Source organism: Fictibacillus sp. 7GRE50 (assembly GCF_015903875.1).
Classification (GTDB): domain Bacteria; phylum Bacillota; class Bacilli; order Bacillales; family Fictibacillaceae; genus Fictibacillus; species Fictibacillus phosphorivorans.
Genome location: NZ_JACZDW010000003.1, coordinates 293,046 through 319,304, shown reverse-complemented (window position 1 = coordinate 319,304; position 26,259 = coordinate 293,046). Strand labels below are relative to the sequence as shown.

Annotated in this window: 25 protein-coding genes and 1 pseudogene; 21 read left to right on the top strand and 5 right to left on the bottom strand. The window is 38.3% G+C overall.

The features are described 5' to 3' along the window. Positions 1-19 precede the first annotated feature (19 nt). The 8 genes from IHV12_RS12820 to hfq all read left to right on the top strand — a co-directional run bounded on the left by IHV12_RS12820 (position 20) and on the right by hfq (position 10,223). Positions 20-1,195, top strand: a complete 1,176-nt coding sequence (locus IHV12_RS12820) for a glycine C-acetyltransferase (RefSeq protein ID WP_197191344.1) — start codon at positions 20-22, stop codon at positions 1,193-1,195. A gap of 229 nt (positions 1,196-1,424) precedes the next feature. Further along, on the top strand, positions 1,425-2,945 hold the full coding sequence (miaB, locus tag IHV12_RS12815) for a tRNA (N6-isopentenyl adenosine(37)-C2)-methylthiotransferase MiaB (RefSeq protein WP_197191118.1): 1,521 nt from the start codon (positions 1,425-1,427) through the stop codon (positions 2,943-2,945). Continuing rightward, a complete protein-coding gene (locus IHV12_RS12810; RefSeq protein ID WP_197127782.1) occupies positions 2,945-3,379 on the top strand; it encodes a RicAFT regulatory complex protein RicA family protein in 435 nt (144 codons plus the stop codon). Before miaB ends, IHV12_RS12810 begins: the two co-directional genes overlap by 1 nt. Positions 3,380-3,837: 458 nt before the next feature. Further along, positions 3,838-4,410, top strand: coding sequence for an outer spore coat protein CotE (gene cotE, locus IHV12_RS12805; RefSeq protein WP_144700658.1), 573 nt, complete (start codon positions 3,838-3,840; stop codon positions 4,408-4,410). Between the two features lie 104 nt (positions 4,411-4,514). After that, positions 4,515-7,106: a DNA mismatch repair protein MutS gene (gene mutS, locus IHV12_RS12800; protein WP_197127783.1), complete on the top strand. Its 2,592-nt coding sequence runs from the start codon at positions 4,515-4,517 to the stop codon at positions 7,104-7,106. Between the two features lie 14 nt (positions 7,107-7,120). After that, a complete protein-coding gene (gene mutL, locus IHV12_RS12795; RefSeq protein WP_197191117.1) occupies positions 7,121-8,995 on the top strand; it encodes a DNA mismatch repair endonuclease MutL in 1,875 nt (624 codons plus the stop codon). A gap of 9 nt (positions 8,996-9,004) precedes the next feature. Next, positions 9,005-9,955: a tRNA (adenosine(37)-N6)-dimethylallyltransferase MiaA gene (gene miaA, locus IHV12_RS12790; RefSeq protein ID WP_305069389.1), complete on the top strand. Its 951-nt coding sequence runs from the start codon at positions 9,005-9,007 to the stop codon at positions 9,953-9,955. Between the two features lie 31 nt (positions 9,956-9,986). Continuing rightward, positions 9,987-10,223, top strand: coding sequence for an RNA chaperone Hfq (gene hfq, locus IHV12_RS12785; RefSeq protein WP_066393852.1), 237 nt, complete (start codon positions 9,987-9,989; stop codon positions 10,221-10,223). A 62-nt stretch (positions 10,224-10,285) separates the two neighbouring features. Here hfq and IHV12_RS12780 read toward each other — a convergent pair whose 3' ends face one another. Then, on the bottom strand, positions 10,286-11,263 hold the full coding sequence (locus tag IHV12_RS12780) for a tyrosine-type recombinase/integrase (protein ID WP_197191115.1): 978 nt from the start codon (positions 11,261-11,263) through the stop codon (positions 10,286-10,288). 102 nt (positions 11,264-11,365) lie between these two features. Here IHV12_RS12780 and IHV12_RS12775 point away from each other — a divergent pair, with 102 nt between their 5' ends. Then, positions 11,366-11,944, top strand: a complete 579-nt coding sequence (locus IHV12_RS12775) for a YhcN/YlaJ family sporulation lipoprotein (protein ID WP_197191114.1) — start codon at positions 11,366-11,368, stop codon at positions 11,942-11,944. Between the two features lie 127 nt (positions 11,945-12,071). On the opposite strand, the gene IHV12_RS12770 is transcribed toward IHV12_RS12775, so the two are convergent. Continuing rightward, positions 12,072-12,695, bottom strand: a complete 624-nt coding sequence (locus tag IHV12_RS12770; protein WP_197127788.1) for a YitT family protein — start codon at positions 12,693-12,695, stop codon at positions 12,072-12,074. Positions 12,696-12,969: 274 nt separating this feature from the next. Between IHV12_RS12770 and spoVK the strand changes: the two genes are divergently transcribed. From spoVK to glnA, 5 genes are all read left to right on the top strand, one after another. Next, positions 12,970-13,923, top strand: a complete 954-nt coding sequence (spoVK, locus tag IHV12_RS12765; RefSeq protein WP_197191113.1) for a stage V sporulation protein K — start codon at positions 12,970-12,972, stop codon at positions 13,921-13,923. Between the two features lie 39 nt (positions 13,924-13,962). Beyond that, positions 13,963-15,219 carry a GTPase HflX gene (gene hflX / locus IHV12_RS12760; RefSeq protein ID WP_197191112.1) on the top strand — a complete coding sequence of 419 codons (1,257 nt, stop codon included), beginning with the start codon at positions 13,963-13,965 and terminating at the stop codon, positions 15,217-15,219. Position 15,220: 1 nt separating this feature from the next. Then, positions 15,221-16,489 (top strand): aminotransferase class I/II-fold pyridoxal phosphate-dependent enzyme, encoded by a 1,269-nt coding sequence (locus tag IHV12_RS12755; RefSeq protein ID WP_197191111.1) that lies wholly within the window; start codon positions 15,221-15,223, stop codon positions 16,487-16,489. A 136-nt stretch (positions 16,490-16,625) separates the two neighbouring features. Then, the gene (locus tag IHV12_RS12750; protein ID WP_066393870.1) at positions 16,626-17,027 is read left to right on the top strand and encodes a MerR family transcriptional regulator; all 402 of its coding nucleotides are present in this window, start codon (positions 16,626-16,628) and stop codon (positions 17,025-17,027) included. Between the two features lie 73 nt (positions 17,028-17,100). Then, the gene (glnA, locus tag IHV12_RS12745) at positions 17,101-18,435 is read left to right on the top strand and encodes a type I glutamate--ammonia ligase (RefSeq protein ID WP_191753558.1); all 1,335 of its coding nucleotides are present in this window, start codon (positions 17,101-17,103) and stop codon (positions 18,433-18,435) included. Positions 18,436-18,476: 41 nt separating this feature from the next. On the opposite strand, the gene IHV12_RS12740 is transcribed toward glnA, so the two are convergent. After that, complete coding sequence (locus tag IHV12_RS12740) at positions 18,477-19,316, bottom strand: LysR family transcriptional regulator (RefSeq protein WP_197191110.1); 840 nt, start codon at positions 19,314-19,316, stop codon at positions 18,477-18,479. 103 nt (positions 19,317-19,419) lie between these two features. On the opposite strand from IHV12_RS12740, the gene IHV12_RS12735 reads away from it, so the two are divergent. Then, positions 19,420-20,262 carry a sulfite exporter TauE/SafE family protein gene (locus IHV12_RS12735; RefSeq protein ID WP_197191109.1) on the top strand — a complete coding sequence of 281 codons (843 nt, stop codon included), beginning with the start codon at positions 19,420-19,422 and terminating at the stop codon, positions 20,260-20,262. 93 nt (positions 20,263-20,355) lie between these two features. After that, positions 20,356-20,652, top strand: a complete 297-nt coding sequence (locus IHV12_RS12730; protein WP_197191108.1) for a rhodanese-like domain-containing protein — start codon at positions 20,356-20,358, stop codon at positions 20,650-20,652. A gap of 57 nt (positions 20,653-20,709) precedes the next feature. Here IHV12_RS12730 and IHV12_RS12725 read toward each other — a convergent pair. Together IHV12_RS12725 and lexA are read right to left on the bottom strand one after the other, a co-directional pair. Continuing rightward, a pseudogene (locus IHV12_RS12725) lies at positions 20,710-21,219 on the bottom strand (hypothetical protein); the annotation flags it as partial. Between the two features lie 442 nt (positions 21,220-21,661). Then, a complete protein-coding gene (gene lexA, locus IHV12_RS12720) occupies positions 21,662-22,276 on the bottom strand; it encodes a transcriptional repressor LexA (protein ID WP_197127797.1) in 615 nt (204 codons plus the stop codon). Between the two features lie 160 nt (positions 22,277-22,436). Here lexA and yneA point away from each other — a divergent pair, with 160 nt between their 5' ends. The 5 genes from yneA (at position 22,437) to tkt (ending at position 26,232) form a co-directional block, all read left to right on the top strand. Continuing rightward, complete coding sequence (yneA, locus tag IHV12_RS12715) at positions 22,437-22,703, top strand: cell division suppressor protein YneA (RefSeq protein ID WP_066393884.1); 267 nt, start codon at positions 22,437-22,439, stop codon at positions 22,701-22,703. A gap of 18 nt (positions 22,704-22,721) precedes the next feature. Further along, entirely contained in the window at positions 22,722-23,366 is a 645-nt protein-coding gene (locus IHV12_RS12710; RefSeq protein WP_197127798.1) for a YneB family resolvase-like protein, read from the top strand. A 60-nt stretch (positions 23,367-23,426) separates the two neighbouring features. Then, positions 23,427-23,666, top strand: a complete 240-nt coding sequence (locus tag IHV12_RS12705; RefSeq protein ID WP_197127799.1) for a DUF896 domain-containing protein — start codon at positions 23,427-23,429, stop codon at positions 23,664-23,666. 104 nt (positions 23,667-23,770) lie between these two features. Then, a complete protein-coding gene (locus IHV12_RS12700; RefSeq protein WP_197127800.1) occupies positions 23,771-24,055 on the top strand; it encodes a HesB/YadR/YfhF family protein in 285 nt (94 codons plus the stop codon). Between the two features lie 173 nt (positions 24,056-24,228). Continuing rightward, entirely contained in the window at positions 24,229-26,232 is a 2,004-nt protein-coding gene (gene tkt, locus IHV12_RS12695; RefSeq protein WP_370568809.1) for a transketolase, read from the top strand. The last annotated feature ends 27 nt before the right edge of the window (positions 26,233-26,259 follow it).

Sequence of the window (26,259 nt, the reverse complement as noted above, 5' to 3'; positions counted from 1 at the left end):
GAAAGGGGCAAACATCGTGATGAAAGGTTTTGAATACCTACAAGAAGAATTGGACCATATGAAAGAAGAAGGTACGTTTAGAAAGCTTGTACCACTAGAATCAGAGCAAGGTTCTAAAGTTGTGATCAACGGAAAAGAAGTGATTCAGCTTTCTTCCAACAACTACTTAGGACTTACAAGTCACCCTAAAATGAAAGAAGCAGCCCTACAAGCTGTAGAAGAATTTGGCGTTGGTACGGGCTCTGTGCGTACGATTGCTGGAACACTTTCTATGCATGAAGAATTTGAAAAAAAATTGGCTGAATTCAAACACACAGAAGCATGTCTTGTCTTCCAATCTGGTTTTTCAACGAACCAAGGAATTCTTTCTGCTATATTAACAGATCAAGACGTTGTTATTTCTGATGAGTTGAACCATGCGTCAATCATTGACGGTATCCGTTTGACAAAAGCGAAACGAAGAATTTACAAACACGTTGATCTAGAAGATTTAGAAGCGGCTTTAAAAGAGACACAAGAGTTTAGAAAAAGAATCGTCGTAACAGACGGGGTTTTCTCTATGGATGGAAACATTGCACCACTTCCTGGAATCGTAGAATTAGCTGAGAAGTACGATGCACTCGTAATGGTAGACGATGCTCATGCGAGTGGTGTACTAGGAACGAACGGTCGCGGTACGATCGATCATTTTAACTTGAACGGTCGTGTTCACATTCAAGTGGGAACATTAAGTAAAGCAATTGGTGTACTTGGTGGTTACATAGCAAGTACGCAAACGTTAAGAGACTACCTGATTCATAAAGGTCGTCCGTTCTTGTTCAGCACATCACATCCGCCTGCAGTTATTGCAGCGAGTTCAGCGGCGATTGACGTTTTAGAAGAAGAGCCAGAACATATGGAAAGACTATGGGAAAACACGAAGTTCTTTAAAGCGGGATTAAAAGAACTAGGATTCAATACAGGAGTAAGTGAGACACCTATTACACCAGTACTTGTAGGTGATGACGCGCTTGCGCATAAACTATCGGATACTTTATTAAAATACGGTATATTCGCTCAAGGCATCGCATTCCCAACAGTGGCTAAAGGAAAAGCTCGGGTGCGTACGATCGTAACAGCTCAGCATACGAAAGAAGAACTACAAGCTGCGTTAGATGCATTTGAAAAAGCAGGAAAAGAATTAAATATCATTTAAATACGTGTAAAGTTGACTTTAAAGGCGCATTAGGAAGCTTTTGGAGTCAACTTTTTTTATTGACCCTATTAAACGGTTCTTTTGAAAACCATAATTTTATTATGTAAACTAAAACGATTACAAGTTTAACTATAATCCAATTTTTGATATAATGTTACAGTTGGATGAAAAACTAGATTTAAGATGAACGGATTACCAAGCAGTAAAGGCAATAAGGAGTGAATATGTCTTGGATATTACGAAAGACAATCAAAAAGTGAAGACGAACGAAAAAGAAAGAGACTACTCACAATACTTTCAATCTACGTATGCACCGCCTTCTTTAAAAGACGCGAAAAAGCGTGGTAAAGAGCAAGTACAAATATTAAAAGATTTTTCTATTCCGGAAAATTTAAAAAATATTGGTGTTGGTAAAAAGTTCTATATTCGTACGTATGGCTGTCAGATGAACGAGCATGATACAGAGGTTATGGCAGGAATTCTGAATGAAATGGGTTATGAAATCACTTATTCTACTGAAGATGCGGACGTAATCCTTCTTAATACATGTGCCATTCGAGAAAATGCAGAGAACAAAGTGTTTGGAGAACTGGGACATTTGAAACATACGAAAGCGAACAACCCTAATCTTCTGCTAGGGGTTTGTGGATGTATGTCACAAGAAGAATCTGTTGTTAACCGTATACTTTCTACGTACCCACAAGTCGATATGATCTTTGGTACTCATAACATTCATCGTTTGCCTCAAATTATTGAGAACGCGTTATTCTCAAAAGAGATGGTAGTTGAAGTTTGGTCTAAAGAAGGAGATATCGTTGAGAATCTTCCTAGAAAGCGTAAAGGGAACGTTAAAGGTTGGGTCAACATTATGTACGGCTGCGACAAATTCTGTACATATTGCATTGTTCCTTACACGCGAGGAAAAGAAAGAAGCCGTTACCCTCAAGATATCATCGAAGAAGTAAGACAGCTTGCGAGAGAAGGATATAAAGAAGTAACCCTTCTCGGTCAGAACGTGAATGCATACGGCAAAGATTTTGAAGATCTAGAGTATGGTCTTGGCGATCTAATGGATGAGATCCGTAAGATCGATATTCCAAGACTGCGTTTTACAACAAGTCATCCACGAGATTTTGATGATCGGTTAATTGAAGTACTAGCTAAAGGCGGTAACATTGTAGATCATGTGCATCTGCCTGTCCAACACGGAAACAGCGATGTACTCAAATTAATGGCTCGTAAATATACACGTGAACATTATATAGAGCTTGTAAACAAGATCAAAGTTGCAATGCCGAATGTAGCATTAACTACGGATATTATTGTTGGGTTTCCAAATGAGACGGAAGAACAATTCCAAGAGACTTTATCTCTAGTAAAAGAAGTGCAGTATGATGCTGCTTACACGTTTATCTATTCCCCGCGTGAAGGCACTCCAGCTGCGAAGATGCAAGACAATGTTCCGATGGAAGTGAAACGAGAACGTCTGCAGAGGCTTAACGCTATGCTAAATGATATCTCATTAGAAAAGAACAAAGAATACGTTGGTAAAGTTGTAGAAGTGTTAGTGGAGGGAGAAAGTAAAAAGAATCCCGATGTACTAACAGGTCACACGGGTTCCAATAAAGTAGTAAACTTTAAAGCTCCTAAGCACTTAATAGGTGAAATCGTCAAAGTTCAGATTACCGATGCTAAAACATGGAACCTTGGCGGCGATTGGGTAGAAGAAAAATCAGAGGTGGTAGGCTAATGAGCACATATACGAAAGAAGAAATCTTGGGAAAAGCTAAAGAACTGGCTAAAATGATCGCAACGACTGATGAAGTAGAATTCTTCAAAAAAGCAGAAGCTCAGATCAATACAAATTCAAATGTAGCAAGATTGATGGGACAGATTAAGAATCTTCAAAAACAAGCTGTCAATCTTCAACATTATCAAAAGCATGAAGCATCAAGAGAAGTAGAAGAAAAAATCGATGCACTGATGGCAGAGCTTGATAGCATTCCAGTCGTACAAGAGTTCAAACAATCTCAAAGTGATGTGAATGATATCTTACAGATGGTTTCACATACGATCTCGAACAAAGTAACAGATGAGATCATTGAATCCACTGGCGGGGACCTTTTAAAAGGAACTACTGGTTCTCAAGAAGGCTGTTCTCCGGGCGGCTGCGGTTGTCACTAACCATAAACACGATGTCTTTTGTAGACATCGTGTTTTTATTTGAGATTCATTCCAGTTTATTGGATGTTTCGCACATACCCATAGAGGTATTAGGTTCCTTCAATCCAGAAGTTTTGGTATGCAATCCAAAAGTTTCTGCTGTTTATCCACGAGATTTGGCTCTCAATCCAAAAGTTTTCCCCATTTATCCACGAGTCTACAAACCTCGACAAATTCCGCATTGCGTTTTAGACTCACATACCCGTTAAGAGAGTATCCTAGAGGGATAATCAACCACTTGCAAAAGCAATAAAAACGCAAAAATAATTTCACGTACCGTTCACCACATATAATATTTTGAGAACATTGGACAACAAACGCCCATATACTTAGACTAATTGTGTTTCAAATAAATGAAGACACAATAGGCATCCGCCCAGCATATACTGTATGGAGATTGGTAGAGGAGGGATTCATGTATGTCAAGACGCGTAGAACAAGAGTTGACTTACAGAGAAATCATCACAAAAGCGGTCTGCGGCAAAGGGAGAAAATTTTCTCAAGCAACGCATACCATTGCACCGAGTCATCGTCCGAGCAGCATTTTAGGATGCTGGATCATCAACCATGCATATAAACCGAAGCGGAATGGTGAAGCAGTAGATGTAGAAGGAAGCTATGATATCAACGTGTGGTATTCATACAATGATAATACTCGTACGGAAGTCGTAACAGAGACCATTCATTTTGTAGATAAAGTGGATCTCAGTGTAAGAGATAAGAATGCGTTAGGCAATCAATATGAAGTTACGTGCCGTGCACTTCAAGAACCCAATACGTTAGAAGCGACGATCTCTCCGAACGGAAATAAAGTGATCGTTCAAGTAGAAAGAGAGTTCGTTTGTGAAATTATCGGAGAAACAAAAGTTTGTGTATATGTGAATCCGGACGGTTTTGATGATGTAGAGACAAGAGATTGGGAATATGATGTAGAAGATGAGAATTTTGAAGACCTGGATCCGAACTTTTTAATAGGTGATTTGGAAGAATAGAAAACGGGGAGAGAGCTTCCCGTTTTTTTCATGCAGAGAAAACGATAGATGCTGTGAATTATGTTATAATAGCGACATTGAAATGTTATGAAAAAGGTGAAATTATGGCTCAATATACTCCAATGATACAACAATATTTATCAATTAAGGCAGCTCATCAGGATGCCTTTTTATTTTTCCGTCTAGGAGATTTTTATGAAATGTTTTTTGAAGATGCTGTTCGAGCATCTCAAATCCTTGAAATTACACTAACAAGCAGAGATGGAGGCTCTCAAGATCGAATTCCGATGTGTGGGATACCTTATCATTCGTCAGCAGGTTATATAAAAACATTAGTTGAGAACGGACATAGAGTAGCGATCTGTGAACAAGTAGAAGATCCTAAACTATCTGTTGGGGTAGTGAAACGTGAAGTCATCCAGATTATTACGCCAGGAACGGTTATTGATGACCACCTTCTTCAAGATAGAGAGAACAATTTTCTTGTATCGATAGAAAAAGAAAACGATTCTTATGGATACGTTCTTTGTGATCTTTCAACAGGTGAGTTGAAGGGATATACATATGACGGAAATCAGTTATCGTTCATTCAATTACTTTTAAGTCACGGTGTAAAAGAGATTGTTGGAAACAAAGAATTGTATGATGCTTGGACGCACACAGTTACACAGACAGGACAAGCTTCCGTTTCTATCCAGGAAGAGAATTCTATTGATAGTCAGTTTAATCAACTTGTTCAGACGATCTCTGATCCAATCTTATTACGTGCTTCAGGACGGTTGTTCAACTATCTATCTCATACGCAAAAACGATCTTTCCACCATATAAAAGCTGTTGAATTTCAGCAGAACGATAAAAGAATGAAGCTTGATGCCTTTTCAAAACGGAATTTAGAATTAACAGAATCAATCCGAGCAAAAGGAAAAAAAGGTTCACTATTATGGCTGTTAGATGCCACCATGACAGCAATGGGTGCTAGAAAGCTTAAACAATGGGTGGAAGAGCCGTTGTTCGTAAAAGAAACGATTGAGAAGCGGCTTCAGCTCGTTGAAAACTTAATCGGAGAATTCTTTATTCGTGAAGAGATCAAAGAACAATTGAAGTCTGTTTATGATATGGAACGATTGATAGCCAAAATATCTTATGGAAACGCTAGTCCAAGAGATCTTGTACAATTGAAAAGATCTCTGTTCAGTGTTCCGGTCTTAAAAGAAAAGATCAAGAGTATTGAAGGGAAATACGCACTCGAGCTTCATGCGAAGATGAATGAACATAAAACACTCAGAGACTATTTAGATTCTGCTATTCATGATGATGCACCCATTCAAATTAAAGAAGGTGGTCTGATCAAAGCAGGTTACAATGAGCAGCTGGATCAATATAAAGATGCGAGCAGTAACGGTAAAGCCTGGATCGCTTCTCTTGAGCAACAAGAAAAGGCAGCTTCAGGCATTAAGTCTTTAAAAATAGGTTTTAATAAGATTTTTGGATACTACATTGAGGTTACAAAATCGAACCTTTCACAAGTACCAGATCGTTATGAACGAAAACAGACGCTCGCGAACGCTGAAAGATATGTTACGCCAGAACTGAAAGAGAAAGAAAGAATCATATTAGAAGCGGAAGAGAAGATCTCAGGATTAGAATATACACTCTTTTTGGAAGTGAGAGAGTATGTAAAACAATTCATTCCAGGGCTTCAAGAGCTTGCATCAGCCATTTCTGAACTAGATGTCATGCAATCTTTTGCTGCAATCAGTGAGCAGTACCGTTATGTAAGACCGATAGTATCAGAGGATGGAATCGTTAATATTGTGAACGGCAGACATCCGGTTGTAGAAAAAGTCATGGATGCCCAAGAATACGTACCTAACGACATTGTTCTAAATAATGATAGAAATATGCTCCTTATAACGGGTCCAAACATGGCAGGTAAGAGTACGTATATGCGCCAGTTGGCACTTACAGCGGTCATGATGCAGATCGGCTGCTTTGTTCCAGCAGATCGTGCTGAGCTTCCAATGTTTGATCAGATCTTTACGCGGATTGGAGCTGCTGATGATCTAGTAGGAGGGCAAAGTACGTTTATGGTCGAGATGCTCGAGACGAACTTTGCTCTAACGAGTGCAACTGAGAACAGTTTGATCCTTTTAGATGAGATCGGACGAGGGACTTCCACATATGATGGGATGGCATTAGCGCAATCAATCATTGAATTCATTCATGAAGAAATAGCAGCAAAAACATTATTCTCTACTCATTATCATGAACTTACTGTCTTAGAAGAGTCTCTTCAATCTCTAAAAAATGTGTTTGTAAGTGCAGTTGAAGAGAATGGAAGTCTCGTATTTTTGCATAAAGTCATTGATGGACAAGCAGATAAAAGTTTTGGTATACAAGTGGCAGAACTCGCTGAACTACCAGAACCAGTGATCTCTAGAGCAAAAACAATTTTACAAACCTATGAAAATCAAGAAAAACGAGAGGCGCTTCCCATTCAAGAAGTTTCAGTGACCAGGGAAGAGGATCTTCAAGAAAGTCAATTGAGTCTTTTTGTAGAAAAAAAGGATACGACGAATAGAAGAGACAATAAAGAGCAAGAGTTGATCAAAGAGTTAAGAAATTTAAACGTATTAGAGATGACTCCTCTTGATGCGATGAACGCGTTATATAAACTGCAAAAAAAAGTAAGATAAAGGAGGCGTGACGAATGGGCAAAATTGTACAACTAGATGAACATCTTTCCAATAAAATCGCAGCTGGTGAAGTTGTTGAACGCCCAGCCTCTGTCGTTAAAGAGCTAGTTGAAAATTCAATCGATGCAAACGCGACGAGAATAGAGATCGAAGTTGAAGAAGGTGGGTTATCACTCATTCGTGTACTAGATAACGGGGACGGAATCGAGCCGGAGGATTGCGTGCTCGCTTTTAACCGCCATGCAACGAGTAAGATTAAAAGTGAGCAAGATTTAATCCACATTCGTACCATGGGGTTTAGAGGAGAAGCATTACCGAGTATCTCCTCTGTTTCTCAAGTCGAACTGAAATCATCAACGGGTGACGGACCAGGTGCTTACTTGTTTATCGAGAATGGTAAAATCATAAAACAGCAGCAGACGAACAGCAGAAAAGGCACAGACTTTACTGTTCGTAACTTATTCTATAACACACCAGCTAGATTGAAGCATGTTAAGACCATTCAGACGGAACTAGGCACGATCAGTGATCTAGTGAACAGACTGGCTCTTGCTAACCCAGATGTTTCTTTTCGTTTAAAGCATAACGGAAAAGAACTTCTTCACACATCTGGTAACGGAAATATGCTGCAGATCATTGCATCTGTTTATGGGATACAAACAGCTAAAAACATGATCTCAGTCTCTTTTTCTTCATTAGATTATGAAGTAAGGGGATATATAGCAAAACCAGAGATGAACCGAGCTTCACGTCAGTATATGTCCTTCTTTATGAACGGAAGATATATTAAGAACTATGCACTATCAAAAGCTGTACAGAATGCTTATCATACGTTCCTGCCGATCGGTCGCTTTCCGATCGCTATCTTATCGGTTAAGATGGATCCGACAATTATTGATGTCAACGTTCATCCCTCAAAACATGAAGCAAGGTTGAGTAAAGAAACTGAACTGGTTCAGCTTATTGAAAACGAACTCAGAAATGTGATCAGAAATCAGCAGTTGATCCCTGATGTTCAGTTTAAGAAAAAAGAACAAAGACCGAATGATCGAGAAGAACAGCCTTCATTTTCTTTTGATTATCAAAGGAAAAAGGAAGAAGTTCAAACCGACATAAATGCAATTTTAGAAACGACTCTAAGTGCCAACCGTTCAATTATTGAATCTGATGCTGTTCCTTCTCATATTAGAGAAGCATCGCATCCAGTTATCGAGAATGAGGATCTTCCGGTGGAATCATTTCATCCCGAATTGAATCAAGCACCAGAATTCCTAGAGCAAGAACATATTGAAGATAAGTCAATTGATAAAATTCCCGTTATGTATCCGATCGGACAGATGCATGGTACGTATATCATTGCTCAAAATGAGAAGGGATTATATCTAATCGATCAGCATGCTGCCCAAGAACGCATTAAATATGAGTATTTCAGAAAAAAGGTGGGGCAAGTGGATCGAGAAACTCAACTGTTAGCAGTTCCATATACCTTTGAATTTACAGCGAGTGAATCTTCCTTTCTAGAGAGTCACTTAGAGACTCTCAGCGAAGTGGGTCTGTTTTTAGAAACCTTTGGACAGAATACTTTTATCGTTAGAGAGCATCCACAATGGTTTCCGAACGGATATGAAAAAGAGATCATACTCGATATTATCCAGCAGGTACTCGATGATAAAAAAATCGATATCGAGAAATTAAGAGAAGATGCAGCGATCATGATGTCATGTAAAGGATCTATCAAAGCGAACCATCATTTAAGGAACGATGAAATTTTTGCTTTGTTAGAATCTCTTCGAACTTCAAGAGATCCTTATACTTGTCCACATGGCAGACCAATAACGATCCATCTATCAACGTATGAACTTGAGAAGATGTTCAAAAGAGTGATGTAGGAGTTAATGATGAAAGATAAATTAGTTGTGATCGTAGGCCCAACGGCTGTTGGGAAAACAAGAACCAGTATCGAACTTGCTAAGGCGATTGATGGTGAGATCATTAGCGGGGACTCTATGCAGATCTATAGAGGTCTCGACATAGGTACAGCAAAGATTACGGAGGAAGAGAAAGAAGGGATCCCTCATTATCTTATTGATATTAAAGATCCTAAGGAAGCATTCTCAGTTGCTGAGTTCCAAAAGTTAGCTAGAGAACGAATATCAGATATAAATAGAAGAGGTAAGATTCCGATTATTGTTGGTGGTACGGGGTTGTACGTAAGGGCTGTTACTCATCACTATGAATTTTCTGATGCGAACCGAAATAACGAGATGCGAAATGAACTTCAAAAAAAGGCAGAAATCGAAGGGCCAGAGGCATTGCACGCTGAACTACTAGAAGTCGACCAGGAGCGTGCTAAAGAAATTCATCCGAACAATGTACAACGTGTAATAAGAGCGCTTGAAATTTACTATACAACAGGAAATGCTCCTTCTATTGAACAAGGAAAGAAAAAGAGTGATGAGGAATCGCTTTATCAGCTAGCTTTAGTTGGATTAACGATGGATAGAGAGCACTTATACAAACGAATAAACGAGCGAGTGGACCTTATGGTTCAACAAGGGGTTCTTAACGAAGCGAAGATGCTTTTTGAACAAGACATTACGAATAGTCTGGCAGCTAAAGCGATAGGCTACAAAGAGTTTTTTCCATATCTTTCAGGGGAAAGTACTTTAGAAGAAGCGATCACCTTGTTAAAAAGAGACTCAAGGCGATACGCAAAAAGACAATTCACATGGTTTCGCAACCAGATGGATGTAGAATGGTTTAGTATGGACGAAGATCCCTTTCACAAAAAATTTCAAGAAATTCAGCACTTTGTTGAAGGGAAATTAGAAATTTCCGAGAATGTATAAGGGTAATGCCCAAAGAGGAGGATCTGTTCACATGAAGCAATCAATCAATTTACAGGATCATTACTTAAACCAATTACGTCGCGAAAACATTTATGTGACCGTATATTTGCTGAATGGTTTTCAGCTTAAAGGTTTAGTAAAGGGGTTTGACAACTTTACGGTTGTACTAGAGGCAGAAGGAAAACAGCACCTCATTTACAAGCATGCCATTTCAACGTTCACCCCACATCGAAATGTCGATTTGTCTTCTGCAAATACAAATGAATAAAAAATACTCCCTGTTGACCTTTAAGAGGTCGATAGGGAGTTTTTAATGTCTACATATTCGTCTTATTGCTTTACTTCAGCTGCTTCTAAGTAAGCTTCATAGCGGTTTAAAGTAAGGTTTGATTTTAATCCGAACCACAATTGAACATCTTCTTCATCTTTTCCTTCTTTTAAAAGATTTAAAATGGCTGTTCTTCTTAAGTGTTGAGAACTGATCCCTTCTCTTAGTCCAGAACGACGGACCTCTTGTCTCAGCATCTTCTGTATAGCGATAACAGTTAACGGTTTTGGCTCATACTTCCCATAATCAAATCGATACGTTCCTCTCTGGTAATCAAACGCGATAAAGAAACGATCTGAAGAATAAACCCTTGGCCGAATAACTTCAGGAATCTTTTCCTTGTATTCATATAATAATTGTTGTGTCTCATCATCAAGAGCGATCAGTCTTGTTTCTTTTTTGTTGATCACTGTTAATTCATGCTGTGTGAAATGAACATGTTTCATTTCAATATTCGTGATTTCCTGTAGTGTAATGCCATACCGATAAAGAAGTGAAAGGATGGCTTCATTTCTTTTGATCAACAGGTGCCTATATTTTTGTTGTTTCTCCGTTAGTCCCTCATAAGAAGAGAGAGTTTGGAAAAGGGTCTTGTATTCTTCATCCGAAATAAAGTCATCATCTGTAAATTGAGTGTCTTCTTTAAGGGTTTGTTCCAGTTCATTAAATGGATTCGATGAAATTTTTCTATTTGTATGCAGATAGGAAAAGAGACTTTTTATAACTGTGAAAACTCGTTTGCTTGTGGCAGTTCGATATTCTCTCTGCTCTGAAAGAAAAAGAAAATATTCTTTTAGCGTCAACGTATCTAGGCTTTCTATCACTCGTAAGTCATCTGTTTTCTTAATAACTCGAACCCATGCAAAAAAATCTAAAAGATCATAATAATAACGCTTTATCGTACTCTTTGTTCTATCTTTTTTCTGTAAGTGCACAATAAATGAATCGGCATATTCGGGTAAGTGTGGATAATCTTCCATAATTGCCTCCTATAACCTCTTTTTCCCATTATAACAAAGGGTGTTTTTTTTGCATATTTCTACAATGTCCAAAGGAAACTATAGAAAAAAGGATGGTTAAATATGCGGAAATTAGGAGTGCTCGTTCTATCTTCAGTTTTCATTTTTAGTGCTTGTTCAGGCAAAACCGGTTCTGGAGATGAAACTCTAGATACAGAGCAAGTGAAATACGATTCATCAGAAAGAAAACCAAACACACAGATAGATTCACCATTAGTCGTTGAAAAGTCTGATGAAGTTCATCAATCAAAGGATCTTGTGCAGCTTGCGGAAAAAATAAACGGAGTAGATCAGGCGTATGTCATTGTAAGTGGTATTTACACACTAGTTGGCATCGTTCCGAATGAGCCTGTTTCACCGGGGAAAGAAAACGATCAACTAAGAAGAGAAGTTTATAATGGAATTAAGGGGAATGCACATGGAAGGAATGCAGCGATCACTACGGACCCTGATAAGATAGAGCAAATAAAGAAACTTGGAAACACTGCGTCACATAGTAAACATGATTCAAAAAGTGGAGTCTATAATGAGCTAGGGATATTAATTGGGAAAATTAAGCCGTTAAAAGGGCAGTCGAAATCAACCGAGAGGCAAGAAATGCACGAAGAGAAGAACCGCACGCGGGATGACCTCTACCAATAAAAGCTTTTATTTCCTAAGCAAGCGCAGAAAATGACAACAATAGACATTTGTTTACATAATAATTACTATGTAAACAAATGGTGTTTAGAGGAATAAAAAAAGCATTCTCCTATTGCGGAGAGTGCTTTTAACTATTTTGAAGTGTTTCTGTATCAGTTGATCGATACACAGCTTCTGATGGCTTAACTGTGCTTTTTAATTTTCCAGTTAAGAAGGAAGCTATAGTTATTGCAATGATGGATATCAGAGCGTTTCTAAAACCAAACATGACTACAGCAGATGACACGATAATAAAATCTGTAACAAACAAGGAGATTCCTCGATTTATATTAGATTTTTGCTCTAAATATAGAGCTAGAATATGTATGCCACCTAATGATGCTCCTGAATTCAATACAAAACTTACGCCAATACCTATCAAACTTCCGGCAATGATCGCAGCAGCAATCGGGGATATTAGCGGAAGAGCAAGATAATCCATGAGATCGGATATGGCTGAAATGAGGATGATGCAAAGAAACGTTAAAAGTGAGAAATTCCATCCCAATTTTTTGATTGATAAAATAAAGAAAGGTAGGTTCACAATAAGGAATAGAATGCCCCATGTCCAATTCGTCATAAATGAAACCAAAGTTGCGATTCCTGCAGTTCCACCGAACGTTAATGTGTGTATGTTTAGTAATTTTATCCCGATCGCTGTTAAAAACAGCCCGATCAAGATATACAAGCTTTTCTGTAATTTTATATGCATGATTTCTTCTTCCATTCAATTCGTACTTTTTTCACATTATTTAACATAACACGGAAATACTGCATACTTGAGTATTTTTATTCATCTGAAAATAGAAAACGCTTACAAATTCATTGGTATTTATTCATTGTAAAAACAAGGCTTGTCTTTGTAGTAGATCATAAGACTACAACATAAATTGATAACAGTGGATCAAGAAACAATTTAGGCATCTGTCACGGAAACATATAGTGTTGCGTATAATGATTTGACTGGCAAAGTGAGGTGGTTCCTTTTGAATGAACCTATTGCGATAAAAAAGCAAAGGCAGATCAATATCGTTTTGAATCAAACGAATGAAAAATCAAAGATTGATGATGGAGCTGCACTAGCAGGAAAAAAAGAGAAGACAATTGAAAAGCACCAACCGCTAATAAAGATGGAAAAAGATTTGAACCGTTTAGTCGGAATGGATGATTTAAAATTTCATGTTAAAGAGATCTATGCATGGCTTCATATTAATAAATGTCGTCAAGAATTAGGGTTAAAAGCTGAGAAACAAGCTCTTCATATGTTATTCAAAGGAAACCCAGGTACTGGAAAAACCACGGTAGCTAGAAAATTAGGCACTTTGTTTCATGAGATGAAAGTACTCTCAAAAGGTCATCTGATCGAAGCAGAGCGCGCTGATCTTGTCGGTGAATATATTGGGCATACTGCTCAAAAAACGCGAGAGCTCTTAAAGAAGGCAAGCGGTGGGATATTGTTCATAGATGAAGCCTATTCCTTAGGCCGCGGAGGAGAAAAAGACTTTGGGAAAGAGGCCATTGATACACTCGTAAAAGCTATGGAAGACCAGCAACACGATTTTATACTCATTTTGGCAGGTTATCCTAAAGAAATGGATCGTTTCTTAAAACTCAATCCGGGTTTACCTTCTAGGTTTCCAATTGTTATATCGTTTCCTGATTATTCGGTCGAAGAATTAATGGAAATTGCTAAAAGAATGATCGCAGAAAGGGAATACATGCTGACAAGAGATTGTGAATGGAAACTAAAAAGTCATATCGAGCGGATAAAGAACAGCAATCCCGGATCATTTTCAAATGGAAGATACATTCGTAATATGGTTGAAAAAGCGGTCAGAAGGCAATCAGTAAGGCTACTGAACGAAACGAATCAAGACAGAAGAGCGTTAATGACGATTCAAAGTGATGACCTTGTGCTAGAAGAACGGGATTCGATTTGATATGATGAGAGGAGACTATGGAAAGCAGGGATCGCAAATTTGAACAAAAACAAAGATTCAGTTCATGAAAAAGCGATACTCGTCGGATGTCAGCTTCCACGGCAGAACGACGAGCGTTTTTTTTATTCAATGGAAGAATTAAAATCTTTAACAAAAACAGCTCAAGGGACTGTGTGTGCTGTTGTTACACAAAAAAGAGACCGATATGATTCAGCTACTTTTATTGGTAAAGGTAAAGTAGAGGAAATTATCACCCTTGAAGAAGAACTTGAAGCAGATATCATTATTTTTAACAGTGAATTATCTCCTTCTCAAGTTCGCAATTTATCATCGCATTTCAACGCAAGAGTCATTGATCGAACACAACTGATATTGGATATCTTTGCGCAAAGAGCGAAGACGAGAGAAGGGAAGCTTCAAGTAGAACTCGCTCAGCTTGAATACTTACTGCCCCGTTTATCAGGTATCGGCGCCAGTCTTTCGAGGTTAGGTGGGGGAATCGGAACACGTGGTCCTGGTGAGACCAAACTTGAAAAAGATAGACGTCATATTCGGTTTCGTATACATGAGCTTAAAACACAGATCAATTCTGTTGTAAGTCATAGAGAAAGATATAGAGAACGCCGCAAACATCAAGGCGCTTTTCAAGCAGCACTTGTTGGTTATACGAACGCAGGAAAGTCGACGATCTTTAACAAATTAGCAGAAGCTGATAGTTATGAAGAAGATCAATTATTTGCGACGTTAGATCCGTTGACTCGAAAAGTAAAACTGAAAAGCGGGTTTCAGATGCTGTTAACAGATACGGTAGGCTTCATTCAAGATCTACCAACATCATTGATCGCGGCCTTCAGGTCAACTTTAGAAGAAGCCGCAGAAGCAAATCTTCTTATTCATGTGATCGACGGTTCTAGTGAGGATCGCATTCAACATGAACAAACGGTTAAACGTATTTTAAGCGAGTTGAAGGCATCTCACATACCGATGCTCACGGTTTATAATAAAAAAGACCAGTTCAAAGACGATTTCATTCCAGAGAATCCGTCCATTTCTATTTCTGCATTAGAGAATAAGGATATTTCTTCATTACTTGAAACGATTGAAAAAGAAGTGATGAAGCAGATGACATACTATGAAGTTAAAGTTTTAGCACATGATGGTAAGCTTCTATCACAACTTCGTGGAGAAACCATACTTATCACACAAGAATTCAATAAAGAAGAATTGGTCTATGAATGCAAGGGATACGCGTTATCTTCCTCTTCCATTCCGTCCATCAGCAACAAAGGAGAATAACATGTATTCACAGTTTCAAAATGAAGACGTACTTAAAAAAACTACTGAAAAAGTAACAGAACGAATTGCAGAACAACATAAACTGATCGATGAGAAAAGTGAATTTAATCAGTTAAAGGTGTTGAGAGCCTTTCAAAATAATCAAGTAGGAGATCACCATTTTCATCCTTCAACAGGATATGGATACGATGATACGGGTCGTGATACTCTCGAAAAGGTATATGCGGATGTTTTTGGAGCAGAGGCTGCAATCGTTAGGCCACAAATCATCTCTGGTACTCATGCGATCACTCTCTCTTTATTCGGAATGCTCCGTCCTGGAGATGAACTCCTCTATATCACGGGGAAACCTTATGATACGCTCGAAGAAATCGTAGGGATCAGGGGAACAGGTGAAGGGTCCTTAAAAGATTACAACATTTCGTATCAACATGTAGATCTGACTTCTGAAGGAGCGATTAACTTTACAGAAGTCCAACGTGCAATTTCGGAAAAAACGAAAGTGATCGGAATTCAACGCTCAAAAGGTTATGCTGATCGTCCATCTTTTACAGTGAATGAAATAGAAGAAATGATATCTTTCGTAAAAGAAATCAAATCTGATGTGATCGTATTTGTGGATAATTGTTATGGAGAGTTTGTTGAAGAAAGAGAACCGATCGAAGCAGGAGCCGATGTTATTGCAGGTTCCTTGATTAAAAATCCTGGCGGTGGTCTTGCTAAAACAGGTGGCTATATCGCTGGAAAAGAGAATTTGATCGACAGGATCTCTTACCGATTAACTTCCCCTGGAATCGGCCGTGAAGCAGGAGCGTCACTTTACAGTCTTCAAGAGATGTATCAAGGGTTCTTCCTTGCGCCTCATGTAACGGCACAAGCATTGAAAGGAGCGGTGTTTACAGCTGCTTTCTTAGAAGAATTAGGAATGGAAACGCGTCCTTCATATGATGCAAAGAGAACAGATCTTATCCAATCTGTAGTCTTTAATGATCGCGAGCGTATGATCAAATTCTGTCAAGCTATTCAAAAGGCATCTCCGATCAACTCTTATGCGATTCCATACCCTGATTATATGCCTGGTTATGAAGACGATGTAATCATGGCTGCAGGTACTTTTATTCAAGGTGCAAGCATCGAGCTAACAGCTGATGGTCCGATCCGTCCGCCGTATATTGCATTCGTACAGGGTGGTCTTACCTTTGAACATGTTAAGATTGCCGTATTATCAGCTGTCGATGAACTTTTAACACAAGGGCTTATTAGTAGATAACTTATCCTTAAAAGAAACAAGAAAAAGAGGCGGTAAGCCTCTTTTTTGTTTTGATGTTAATTTTTCTAACATTAGGATTGACATGTGAGCTTTTGTGACATAAGATATAAAAAGAAGTTGAAAGGAGGTAGGCAATATGAACGATATGAATCGTAGGAACTTACCTTTGTTCCCCATCAGCATCGTCATGCAGCTGACTGAACTATCAGCTCGTCAGATTCGTTATTACGAAGAGCATGATCTTATTCATCCTGCACGAACTGAAGGGAACCGTCGTTTATTCTCATTTAATGATGTTGATAAACTTCTTGAGATCAAAGCACTTCTTGAACAAGGTGTGAATTTAGCCGGTATCAAACGAGTCTTTGAGCTAAATGAACAGGCAGCAGAATTAATTAAGAACCAGCCGAATGTGCAAGGTGTTCAACAAATTTCCGAATCTGCGCTTCATCGCAGGTTAAAAAGGGAATTGATTCATGCTGGCAGACATGGAAAAACCTCATTGATTCAAGGCGAACTATCCAGGTTTTTTCATTAAAATCATTTAATAATACTTACGATGTGAACAATCGCCATAACCAGGCGCTTTATATTTAAAGGAGGAGAAAGATTTGTCTAAGTACACTAAAGAAGATATCTTAAGAATGGTAAAAGAAGAAAACGTAAGATTTATCCGTTTGCAATTTACTGATTTATTGGGTGTTATCAAAAATGTTGAGATTCCGATTGGTCAACTTGAAAAAGCTTTAGAGAACAAGATGATGTTTGACGGATCTTCTATTGAAGGATTCGTTCGAATAGAAGAATCAGATATGAATCTTTATCCTGATTTAGATACATTCATGATCTTCCCATGGACTTCTGAAAAAGGCAAAGTTGCACGTTTGATCTGTGACATTTTCATGCCTGACGGAAATCCGTTTGATGGAGATCCTCGTGGAATCTTAAAGCGCGTATTAAAAGAGATGGAAGACCTAGGTTTCTCTGATTTCAATATTGGACCTGAACCAGAATTCTTCTTATTCAAGAATGACGAGAAGGGTGAGCCGACTCTAGAACTAAACGATAAAGGTGGATATTTCGACTTAGCTCCAACTGACCTTGGTGAAAACTGCCGTAGAGATATCGTTTTAGAACTTGAAGATATGGGCTTTGAAATCGAAGCTTCTCACCATGAAGTAGCACCTGGACAGCATGAGATCGATTTTAAATATGCTGATGCAGTAAGCACTTGTGATAACATTCAAACGTTTAAGTTAGCTGTAAAAACAATCGCACGTAAACATGGTCTTCATGCAACATTCATGGCTAAACCATTGTTCGGTGTGAACGGATCAGGTATGCACGCAAATATGTCTCTATTCAAAGATGGAGAAAACGTGTTTTATGATGCAAAATCTGAAACAGGATTAAGCGAAACAGCAATGCATTTCCTAGCAGGTATCTTAAAGCATGCACAAGATTTTACAGCGATCACGAACCCGACTGTAAACTCTTATAAGCGTCTTGTACCTGGTTACGAAGCGCCTTGTTACGTTGCATGGTCTATGCAAAACAGAAGCCCGCTTATTCGTATTCCAGCTTCTCGCGGCATCAGTACTCGTATTGAGGTAAGAAGCGTTGACCCAACGGCTAACCCTTATCTTGCTATGGCAGTATTGCTTGCAGCAGGTCTTGATGGAATCAAGAACAAGCTAAACGCTCCAAAGCCAATCGATAGAAACATCTATGTGATGGATAAAGAAGAGCGCGAAGCAGAAGGAATCAAAGATCTTCCAGCAACATTAAAAGAAGCCCTAACTCTATTCAGCAAAAACGAAGTTCTTACAACAGCTCTAGGAGCACATGCTACAGAGCACTTCATTGAAGCGAAAGAGATCGAGTGGGATATGTTCCGTACACAAGTTCACCCTTGGGAACGCGAACAATATATGAGCATGTACTAAAAGGATTACCCCTGATATCATTATCAGGGGTTTTTTTGTTCTTAAGAAAATTTCCGAAGTAGCTTCAATACTTCTGAGTAAATGGTCCCTGAGGCGTACTCTTCAGCATATACCGCATAAAAGGGACGATAAACAACATGTGGATCGAGTGGGACAAGCTTTCCTTCTGATACTTCATCCTTAACCATCCAATAGGATAGAAATCCAATGCCAAGTCCTCTAACAGCTAACTGTTTAATCAAATAATGACTGCTTGCTTCAATGATCTCCGTCGGTTCAATTCTTTCGGAACGCAGAAGTTGATCAGCATATTCCCTTGTACCAGATCCTTTCTCTCTAAGAATAAGTGGAGAGTTTTCAATAGACATTTTATGCTGTGCATAAAAGCGCAGCTCATCTCTGCTGACTACTTCTACCTGAAAAGGATCTAATCCACTTGTTCCTTCAACTAAAGCTATATCAATCTTCTTCTTTTGTAATTCCTCGACTATTTGTTCGTGATTATGAATCATGAGCTTTAGACGGATAAATGGATAGAGTAACTTTATCTTCTTTACGAAGTCTGGTAATAATACGTCGCTTACGGTATGTGTTGCTCCGATTCGGAGTAGAATTTCTTCATTTTTTTCTTTTATTGATTCAATCGTTCTTGATATTTCTAACATTTTCTTACCTTGTTCGAATACTTGTACCCCAGCGTTTGTTAATTCAAAAGATTGATTCATTCCAGACCTTTGAATAAGCTTCAAACCTAAATAATCCTCTAGCTTTCTGATGTGGACGCTTATAGTGGGTTGAGATAGGTTTAGGAATTCGCTTGTTTTTGTAAAATGTTTTAGGTGAGCAAGTGTCACAAAACTTCTGATCCAATCTAATTGCATAATGATTCCTCCATTAAGATTCGTAATGGTTCCAATAATATTTATTCATTTTTATTATAAATTAACTGAAGTTACAATTAAAGGAGGAAGGAAGTGTTATGAAATGGAGTGGCTTTTGTTTATTATTGGTGGAGCAGCAATCGGTGTTATCTCCGGTTTTTTTGGGATTGGCGGGGGTATTATACTGACTCCTGTCCTTTTAGTACTTGGTTACGAACCTAGCGGAGCCATTATACTCTCTTTAATGTTGACATTGGGCTCAACAGTTACGGGCACACTATCTCACATAAAAATGAAAAATGTAAACGTTCGTTTGGCGTGTATACTCGGATTATTCGGGGTAATAGGGGCTGTTTCAACTGTGCCAATCGTACATTGGCTCGAAAAAATAAATGGAGCATCAACGGTTATTTCAACTGTATATGTTCTGATCTTGAGCTGGTTCGCACTTCAATTTTTAACCAATAAACAATCTGTTAGAAAAGAGAGGGGAAAGTCTTGGATTCCATTAATTGGTTTGTTTACAGGAATCATATCATCACTTATGGGGGTTAGTGGTGGTTTCGTGATGACACCATTACTTACAAAGAAAGTTGGTATTGAACTCAATAAAGCAATCGGTACAAGTATTGCGGCAGCTTCGATTATTGTGATCTCTGGAATCGGATCTTATGTGTATGGAGGAGCAGAAATGGATTATCGCCACGGTTTGCTACTGATCGTCGGAGCACTTATTGGTACTCCATTTGGTATCTTCAATTTGAAGAAGTTTTCTGAAGATAGGGTGAAAGAAATGCTTGCTCTCTTTTATATTGTAGTCGCATTGAGTGTAGTTTTTAAAATGTTATCTTTAACGATATTGTCTCTTGGACTGTTACTCACAGCGGTAGGACTATTCTTTATCGTACTATTGTATAACAAAGTTTCTCGATTATTAAGAGCTTAATGAGATTGGCTTCTGACATTTGGGAGAGAGGAACACCTTGACAATATACCCCATCAGGGTATATTGCGGTCACATGTATAGGAGGAATAGAGAGTGAAACAGTTAACGGCTAAAGAACTTGAGAAAAAATTAAAAGAAGGGCAATCTCTTCATATGATTGATGTTCGTGAAACATCTGAAGTGAAAGAAGGAAAAATACCAACAACCATGAATATCCCACTAGGTTTGTTAGAGTTTCGTATACATGAATTGGACAAATCTAAAGAGTACGTATTAGTTTGTCGTTCTGGAGGTAGAAGCAGTCGGGCATATAAGCTTCTTCAAAGCTACGGTTTTAATGTGATCAATATGGTAGGTGGTATGGAAGAATGGGAAGGGAACACTGAATAACTTTATACTACTTAGAAACAAAACCCCTGACAGCATAAGAAGTCAGGGGTTTTAAAATCATTTGATCTCGATAGCGGATGCAATATTGTTCCAGTCAGATGCCATGTTTGCAGTCTTACCATACCAATCAGAGTGCTTAAATAAGACTCCTTTTCCATAGCCTTGTGATGAAGTATGCTGCCAGAGCGTGGTCGAGTAGCTTGATGAAGGTGATGCAGTGCTTAGTGATGAGATTCTATCATTCCAGCTTGAAGGGAGGTTCTTAAAACCGTCTCTCCAATAAATGTAGGCGCCACCTTTGTTCTTGTTCTCATAAAAGTCTGTACAACAAGCACCTGTACCCATCGTATCGATTTTCTTTTGTTGTTTAAGCTTGTCCTTTTCGATATAGGCATTTAATTCTTTCATGTTTGTGAATCCATATGCCAACCAATCGCCGCTCTTATTCTGTTTTGGAAGTACCATAGTCACTTTGATGTGATCATCTAGTAGCTTAAAAGCATTAGATTCGACAGCTTTACCGTCCACATTCACGTAGTCAAATGACTTAATCGTATACTCTTTTTCTGCATATGTCTTAGGTGAAAATACTACTGCGGCAAGAGCAAAACAAATCATATAAAGATATAGTTTTTTGCGCATTATTCTCACTCCCATTATTCGTAATTTTTTATTCTGAAATAATAACACTTGTCCTCCCTTCGATCACCTCCTATCAATTCATACGATTGTTATTAAAATGATTAAAGTTAAACGAAGAGCAAAGGAGTTTTGGTTAACCTCGTTACATTGCCAATTTAAACTATTTAGGTATAATATGTAAATGGATAAAAAGACTTAATATTCAGTCAATTAATAGAACTAATCCTTCATTAGTCGAGTACCGGAGTGCCTATGAATGATCTTTTAAAAGTATTATTAATCTATGAATTAGTAAAGTAATAGGACGAAAAAAAGAAGTATCTAGTCAATTAGATACTTCTTCTAAGGAAAATTCAGAATTATTAGATTAATGAATACTTCGGTATACGCCGATTACTTTACCTAAAATCGTACAGCTCTGTAAGATGATCGGTTCCATCGATGAATTTTCAGGTTGCAAGCGGATATGGTTTCTTTCTTTGAAGAATCTTTTTACGGTCGCTTCATCTTCATCGGTCATAGCTACGATGATATCTCCATTATTTGCTGTAGGCTGCTGTTTTACAACAACTAAGTCCCTATTGAAAATTCCTGCTTCAATCATACTATCACCAACAACAGATAACATGAATACGTTCTCGTCCCCAACAACGTGCTCAGGTAGAGGGAAGTATTCTTCTACGTTCTCAACTGCACTGATTGGAAGACCTGCCGTAACTTTACCGATCACAGGGATTGAAACAGAACGAACAGAAGGGATGTTGTCTTCTAGACCTAATACTTCAATTGCTCTTGGCTTTGTTGGATCTCGCCTTATAAGCCCCTTTTTTTCAAGTCTTGCTAAATGTCCGTGAACGGTAGAGCTTGATGCAAGGCCAACTGCCTCTCCGATTTCACGAACTGAAGGCGGATACCCTTTTTGTGATACTTCCTCTTTTATGAAAGCCAATATATCCAATTGTCGTCTGGATAATTTAGTCATTTTTTAGCACCTCACCGAATTTTTTATCTATAAAAAGTATATCATGGAGAATTAAGAGATACAAACATAAGTTCGAAAAAATAGTTGACACCGAACAAACGTTCCAGTTATTATGAATGTAAGAGATGCGAACAAACGTTTGTTGAAAGGGGATATCACAATGAAACAAGGGACAATGCATGTTATTGTATTTTTAGGGTTGTTAGGTGGTATATTTTTTACGTTATCAAATCTTGCCTCACAAGAAGCTCAATATATCGAAGTAACCATACAGGAGGGGGACTCACTGTGGAGTCTTTCTGAAGAGTATAATGCCAAACACCATTATTCCAATTGGGAATTTATAAAATGGGTCGAAAAGAAGAACAGTGTAAATGCGGCAGCTGTTTTTCCAGGTCAGAAAGTAATCATACCAGTCAATAAATAAAAAAGCGGGTTTTAAACAATGAAAGCAATCATTTACTCCAGAGTTAGTACAGATAAAGATGAACAAATAACTTCATTAGAAAGACAAGAAGCGGAACTAAAGAAGTTAGCACTACAATTTAAATTTGAAGTTGTGAATTGTTACCGTGAAAAAGCAAGTGGTTTCTCTTTAGATCGAGAAGAGTTGCTAAATATATTAGATCTTGCAAGGGATGGAGAGTTTCAGTGCCTTCTTGTACAAGATGATACTCGTTTAGGCAGAGGAAAAGCTAAGATGGCATTACTTCATCAGTTGATCAAATACAACATTAAAGTTTATACGCTCTCTAATAACGGAGAATACACATTAACAGAAGCGGACGAAATGGTGCTTGATATTGTGTCTACTGTAGAAGAATACCAACGAAAGCTTCATAATATGAAGATCAAGCGTGGAATGAGAAAAGCTGTTAAAGAAGGGTATAAACCTCAAAAGAATTTAAAAAATCAAACTGGTGGTGGCAGAGACAAAAAGGAAGTGCCAATCTCTGAAATCGTACGATTAAAGAACATGAAGCTTACATTTCATGACATTGCTTTAACGCTTAGAGGGCTGGGCTTTGATGTGTCTAAAGCAACCGTACATAGAAGATATAAAGAACATGTGGAAAATACAGATAACTAGAAATTCCTTTCATTCTGCTGTAGGATAGAGTGAAGAATGCTTTAAAAAGGAGTTTTTACTATGTTATCTAAAGATAAGATGCAACGTATAAATGAACTGTCTAGAAAATCTAAACAATCAGATTTAACATCAGCAGAAAAAGCTGAACAAAAAAAACTACGAGAAGAATATTTACAAGTTTTCCGTAAATCCTTCGTTCAAGATTTGCATGGTATGACCTTTGTTGATCCGAACGGGGATGATGTAACACCTGAAAAATTAAAACGAAGTAAAGATAATAAAAATAACCTCAAACATTAATAAGAAATGCCTATTTACTCACTGTAAATAGGCATTTTTTTCTGTTGCAATCTATACATATTAGTATATACTGTTATATAACAACTTTGAAAGGGGAGAATATTTTGACTTTTTCAATTACAAGTGCAGCTGCGAACCTTTATAAGGATATTGCTTTAGAAGCGTCTGAGGCTTTAAGACTTTTTGTAAAATATGCAGGAAGTGGTGACTCGGGAGGTTTTTCCCTTGGTGTGACCGCTGATGTGCCTGAAGAGAACGATTACATTCAAGAGATTGAAGGTCTTCGATTTTTTGTTCGAAACGAAGATAAATGGTTCGTTGAGAATATGAAACTTGATTATGATGAAAATACGGATCATTTTTCATGTCACTTACCAGGTCTTGCATAATAAAATTTAACCGCCTGTTCTAATACAACGAAAAAGTTGTAGGATAACAGGCGGTTTTTGTATGTTTTCATGAGTAGATGGTAAAATAACTATAGTTAAAAATGTGTTTGTCTTGTCTAATTGCATTTGAACGTTTATTATGAAAGTCAAAACTGTTTAGTACATATGAAGGGATGATTTTTTTGTCACGAACTATTGATGAATTAGCAATTAATACAATAAGAACACTTTCTATCGACAGCATAGAAAAAGCGAACTCAGGGCATCCAGGTATGCCGATGGGTGCTGCGCCTATGGCATATAGCTTATGGTCTAAATTCATGAACCATAATCCTGCAAATCCTGAATGGTTCAACCGTGACCGTTTTGTACTATCAGCAGGACATGGATCGATGTTGTTATATAGCTTGCTACATTTGAGTGGATATGGATTAACAATTGATGATCTGAAGAATTTCAGACAATGGGGAAGTAAGACTCCAGGTCACCCAGAATTCGGTCATACGGTTGGTGTTGAAGCAACAACTGGCCCGCTTGGTCAAGGGATTGCGATGGCTGTAGGTATGGCTATGGCTGAGCGTCACTTAGCTGCAAAATATAACCGTGATGGACATGAAGTGATCGATCACTTTACTTATTCTATCTGTGGTGATGGAGACCTTATGGAGGGTGTTTCTGCTGAAGCAGCTTCACTTGCAGGTCATCTTGCGCTTGGTAGAATGATCGTACTTTACGATTCAAATGATATTTCTTTGGATGGTGACCTTCATCACTCATTCTCTGAAAGTGTAAAACAAAGATTTGAAGCTTATGGCTGGCAAGTCCTTTATGTGGAAGATGGAACAGATCTTGATGAGATCGAAAAAGCACTATCAGAAGCGCGTGAAGAACTTAACAAGCCTACTCTAATTGAAGTGAAGACTGTGATTGGACATGGTTCACCAAATAAATCAGGAAAATCTGCTTCTCATGGAGCGCCGCTAGGTAAAGATGAGATCTTACTAACAAAAGAAGCGTACAAATGGACGTTTGAGCAAGATTTCCATGTTCCTGAAGAAGTACAATCACATTTTGAACAACTGAAGAGTGAAGGACAAACAAAAGAAGAAGAGTGGAACAAGCAATTCGATGCTTATGCAGAAGCTTATCCAGAATTAGCTAACGAGCTTCAAGAAGCGATCAAAGGAAATCTTCCTGAGAATTGGGACAAAGACCTTCCTGACTACGACAAAGCTATAGCTACTCGTTCATCTTCAGGTAAGGCGATCAATGCTTTAGCTAAGAGTGTGCCATCACTATTTGGTGGATCTGCTGACTTAGCAGGATCAAATAAAACACTTATTGAAGGCGAAAATAATTTCAGTCGCAACGACTACAGCGGACGTAACATCTGGTTTGGTGTTCGTGAGTTCGCTATGGGAGCAGCACTGAACGGAATGGCTCTGCATGGCGGACTGAATGTGTTCGGTGGAACATTCTTTGTGTTCTCTGATTATGTAAGACCTGCTATTCGATTATCTGCTCTAATGGGGCTTCCTGTAACGTATGTATTAACGCATGACAGTGTAATGGTAGGAGAAGATGGTCCAACTCATGAACCAGTTGAGCAACTTGCTTCTCTTCGTGCGATGCCAAATCTTAACGTGATTCGTCCGGCTGATGGATATGAGTCAAACGCAGCTTGGAAGTTAGCGCTTGAGAGCAAGAACCAGCCGACTGCATTGGTATTAAGCCGTCATGACCTACCGATCTTAAAGAACACAAAAGAGAATGCTTATGAAGGTGTTAAGCGAGGAGCTTATGTTGTTTCGCCAGCTGAAGCTGATGCAGATGTATTGCTTCTTTCTGCAGGATCTGAAGTTAGTATTGCAGTTGCTGCACAAGAACTACTTCAAAAAGAAGGAATTTCAGCTTCAGTCGTTTCTATGCCATCTTGGGAAAGTTTTGATAAGCAAGATAACGACTATAAAGAATCTGTACTTCCAAAGAATATTACGAAGCGTTTAGCGATTGAAATGGGAGCTTCACTCGGTTGGCATAAATATGTTGGCCTTGAAGGAGATACGCTAACAATCGATACGTTTGGTGCATCTGCTCCTGGAGAAGTCATTCAAAAAGAATTCGGATTTACTCCAGAGAACATCGTAAAACGTGTTAAAGACATGTTAAATAAATAAAAAATTCGCATGAATAAGGAGGTTTCC

Coding starts and splice junctions, on each gene's coding strand:
- IHV12_RS12740 (WP_197191110.1), bottom strand. CDS start 19,316: ATGCAATTAGATTGGATCAGAAGTTTTGTGACACTTGCTCACCTAAAA.
- IHV12_RS12735 (WP_197191109.1), top strand. CDS start 19,420: ATGGAGTGGCTTTTGTTTATTATTGGTGGAGCAGCAATCGGTGTTATC.
- cotE (WP_144700658.1), top strand. CDS start 3,838: ATGTCAAGACGCGTAGAACAAGAGTTGACTTACAGAGAAATCATCACA.
- hfq (WP_066393852.1), top strand. CDS start 9,987: ATGAAGCAATCAATCAATTTACAGGATCATTACTTAAACCAATTACGT.
- yneA (WP_066393884.1), top strand. CDS start 22,437: ATGAAACAAGGGACAATGCATGTTATTGTATTTTTAGGGTTGTTAGGT.
- tkt (WP_370568809.1), top strand. CDS start 24,229: ATGATTTTTTTGTCACGAACTATTGATGAATTAGCAATTAATACAATA.
- IHV12_RS12810 (WP_197127782.1), top strand. CDS start 2,945: ATGAGCACATATACGAAAGAAGAAATCTTGGGAAAAGCTAAAGAACTG.
- IHV12_RS12710 (WP_197127798.1), top strand. CDS start 22,722: ATGAAAGCAATCATTTACTCCAGAGTTAGTACAGATAAAGATGAACAA.
- mutS (WP_197127783.1), top strand. CDS start 4,515: ATGGCTCAATATACTCCAATGATACAACAATATTTATCAATTAAGGCA.
- IHV12_RS12780 (WP_197191115.1), bottom strand. CDS start 11,263: ATGGAAGATTATCCACACTTACCCGAATATGCCGATTCATTTATTGTG.
- IHV12_RS12750 (WP_066393870.1), top strand. CDS start 16,626: ATGAACGATATGAATCGTAGGAACTTACCTTTGTTCCCCATCAGCATC.
- IHV12_RS12770 (WP_197127788.1), bottom strand. CDS start 12,695: ATGCATATAAAATTACAGAAAAGCTTGTATATCTTGATCGGGCTGTTT.
- IHV12_RS12755 (WP_197191111.1), top strand. CDS start 15,221: ATGTATTCACAGTTTCAAAATGAAGACGTACTTAAAAAAACTACTGAA.
- mutL (WP_197191117.1), top strand. CDS start 7,121: ATGGGCAAAATTGTACAACTAGATGAACATCTTTCCAATAAAATCGCA.
- IHV12_RS12820 (WP_197191344.1), top strand. CDS start 20: ATGAAAGGTTTTGAATACCTACAAGAAGAATTGGACCATATGAAAGAA.
- IHV12_RS12775 (WP_197191114.1), top strand. CDS start 11,366: ATGCGGAAATTAGGAGTGCTCGTTCTATCTTCAGTTTTCATTTTTAGT.
- miaA (WP_305069389.1), top strand. CDS start 9,005: ATGAAAGATAAATTAGTTGTGATCGTAGGCCCAACGGCTGTTGGGAAA.
- IHV12_RS12705 (WP_197127799.1), top strand. CDS start 23,427: ATGTTATCTAAAGATAAGATGCAACGTATAAATGAACTGTCTAGAAAA.
- lexA (WP_197127797.1), bottom strand. CDS start 22,276: ATGACTAAATTATCCAGACGACAATTGGATATATTGGCTTTCATAAAA.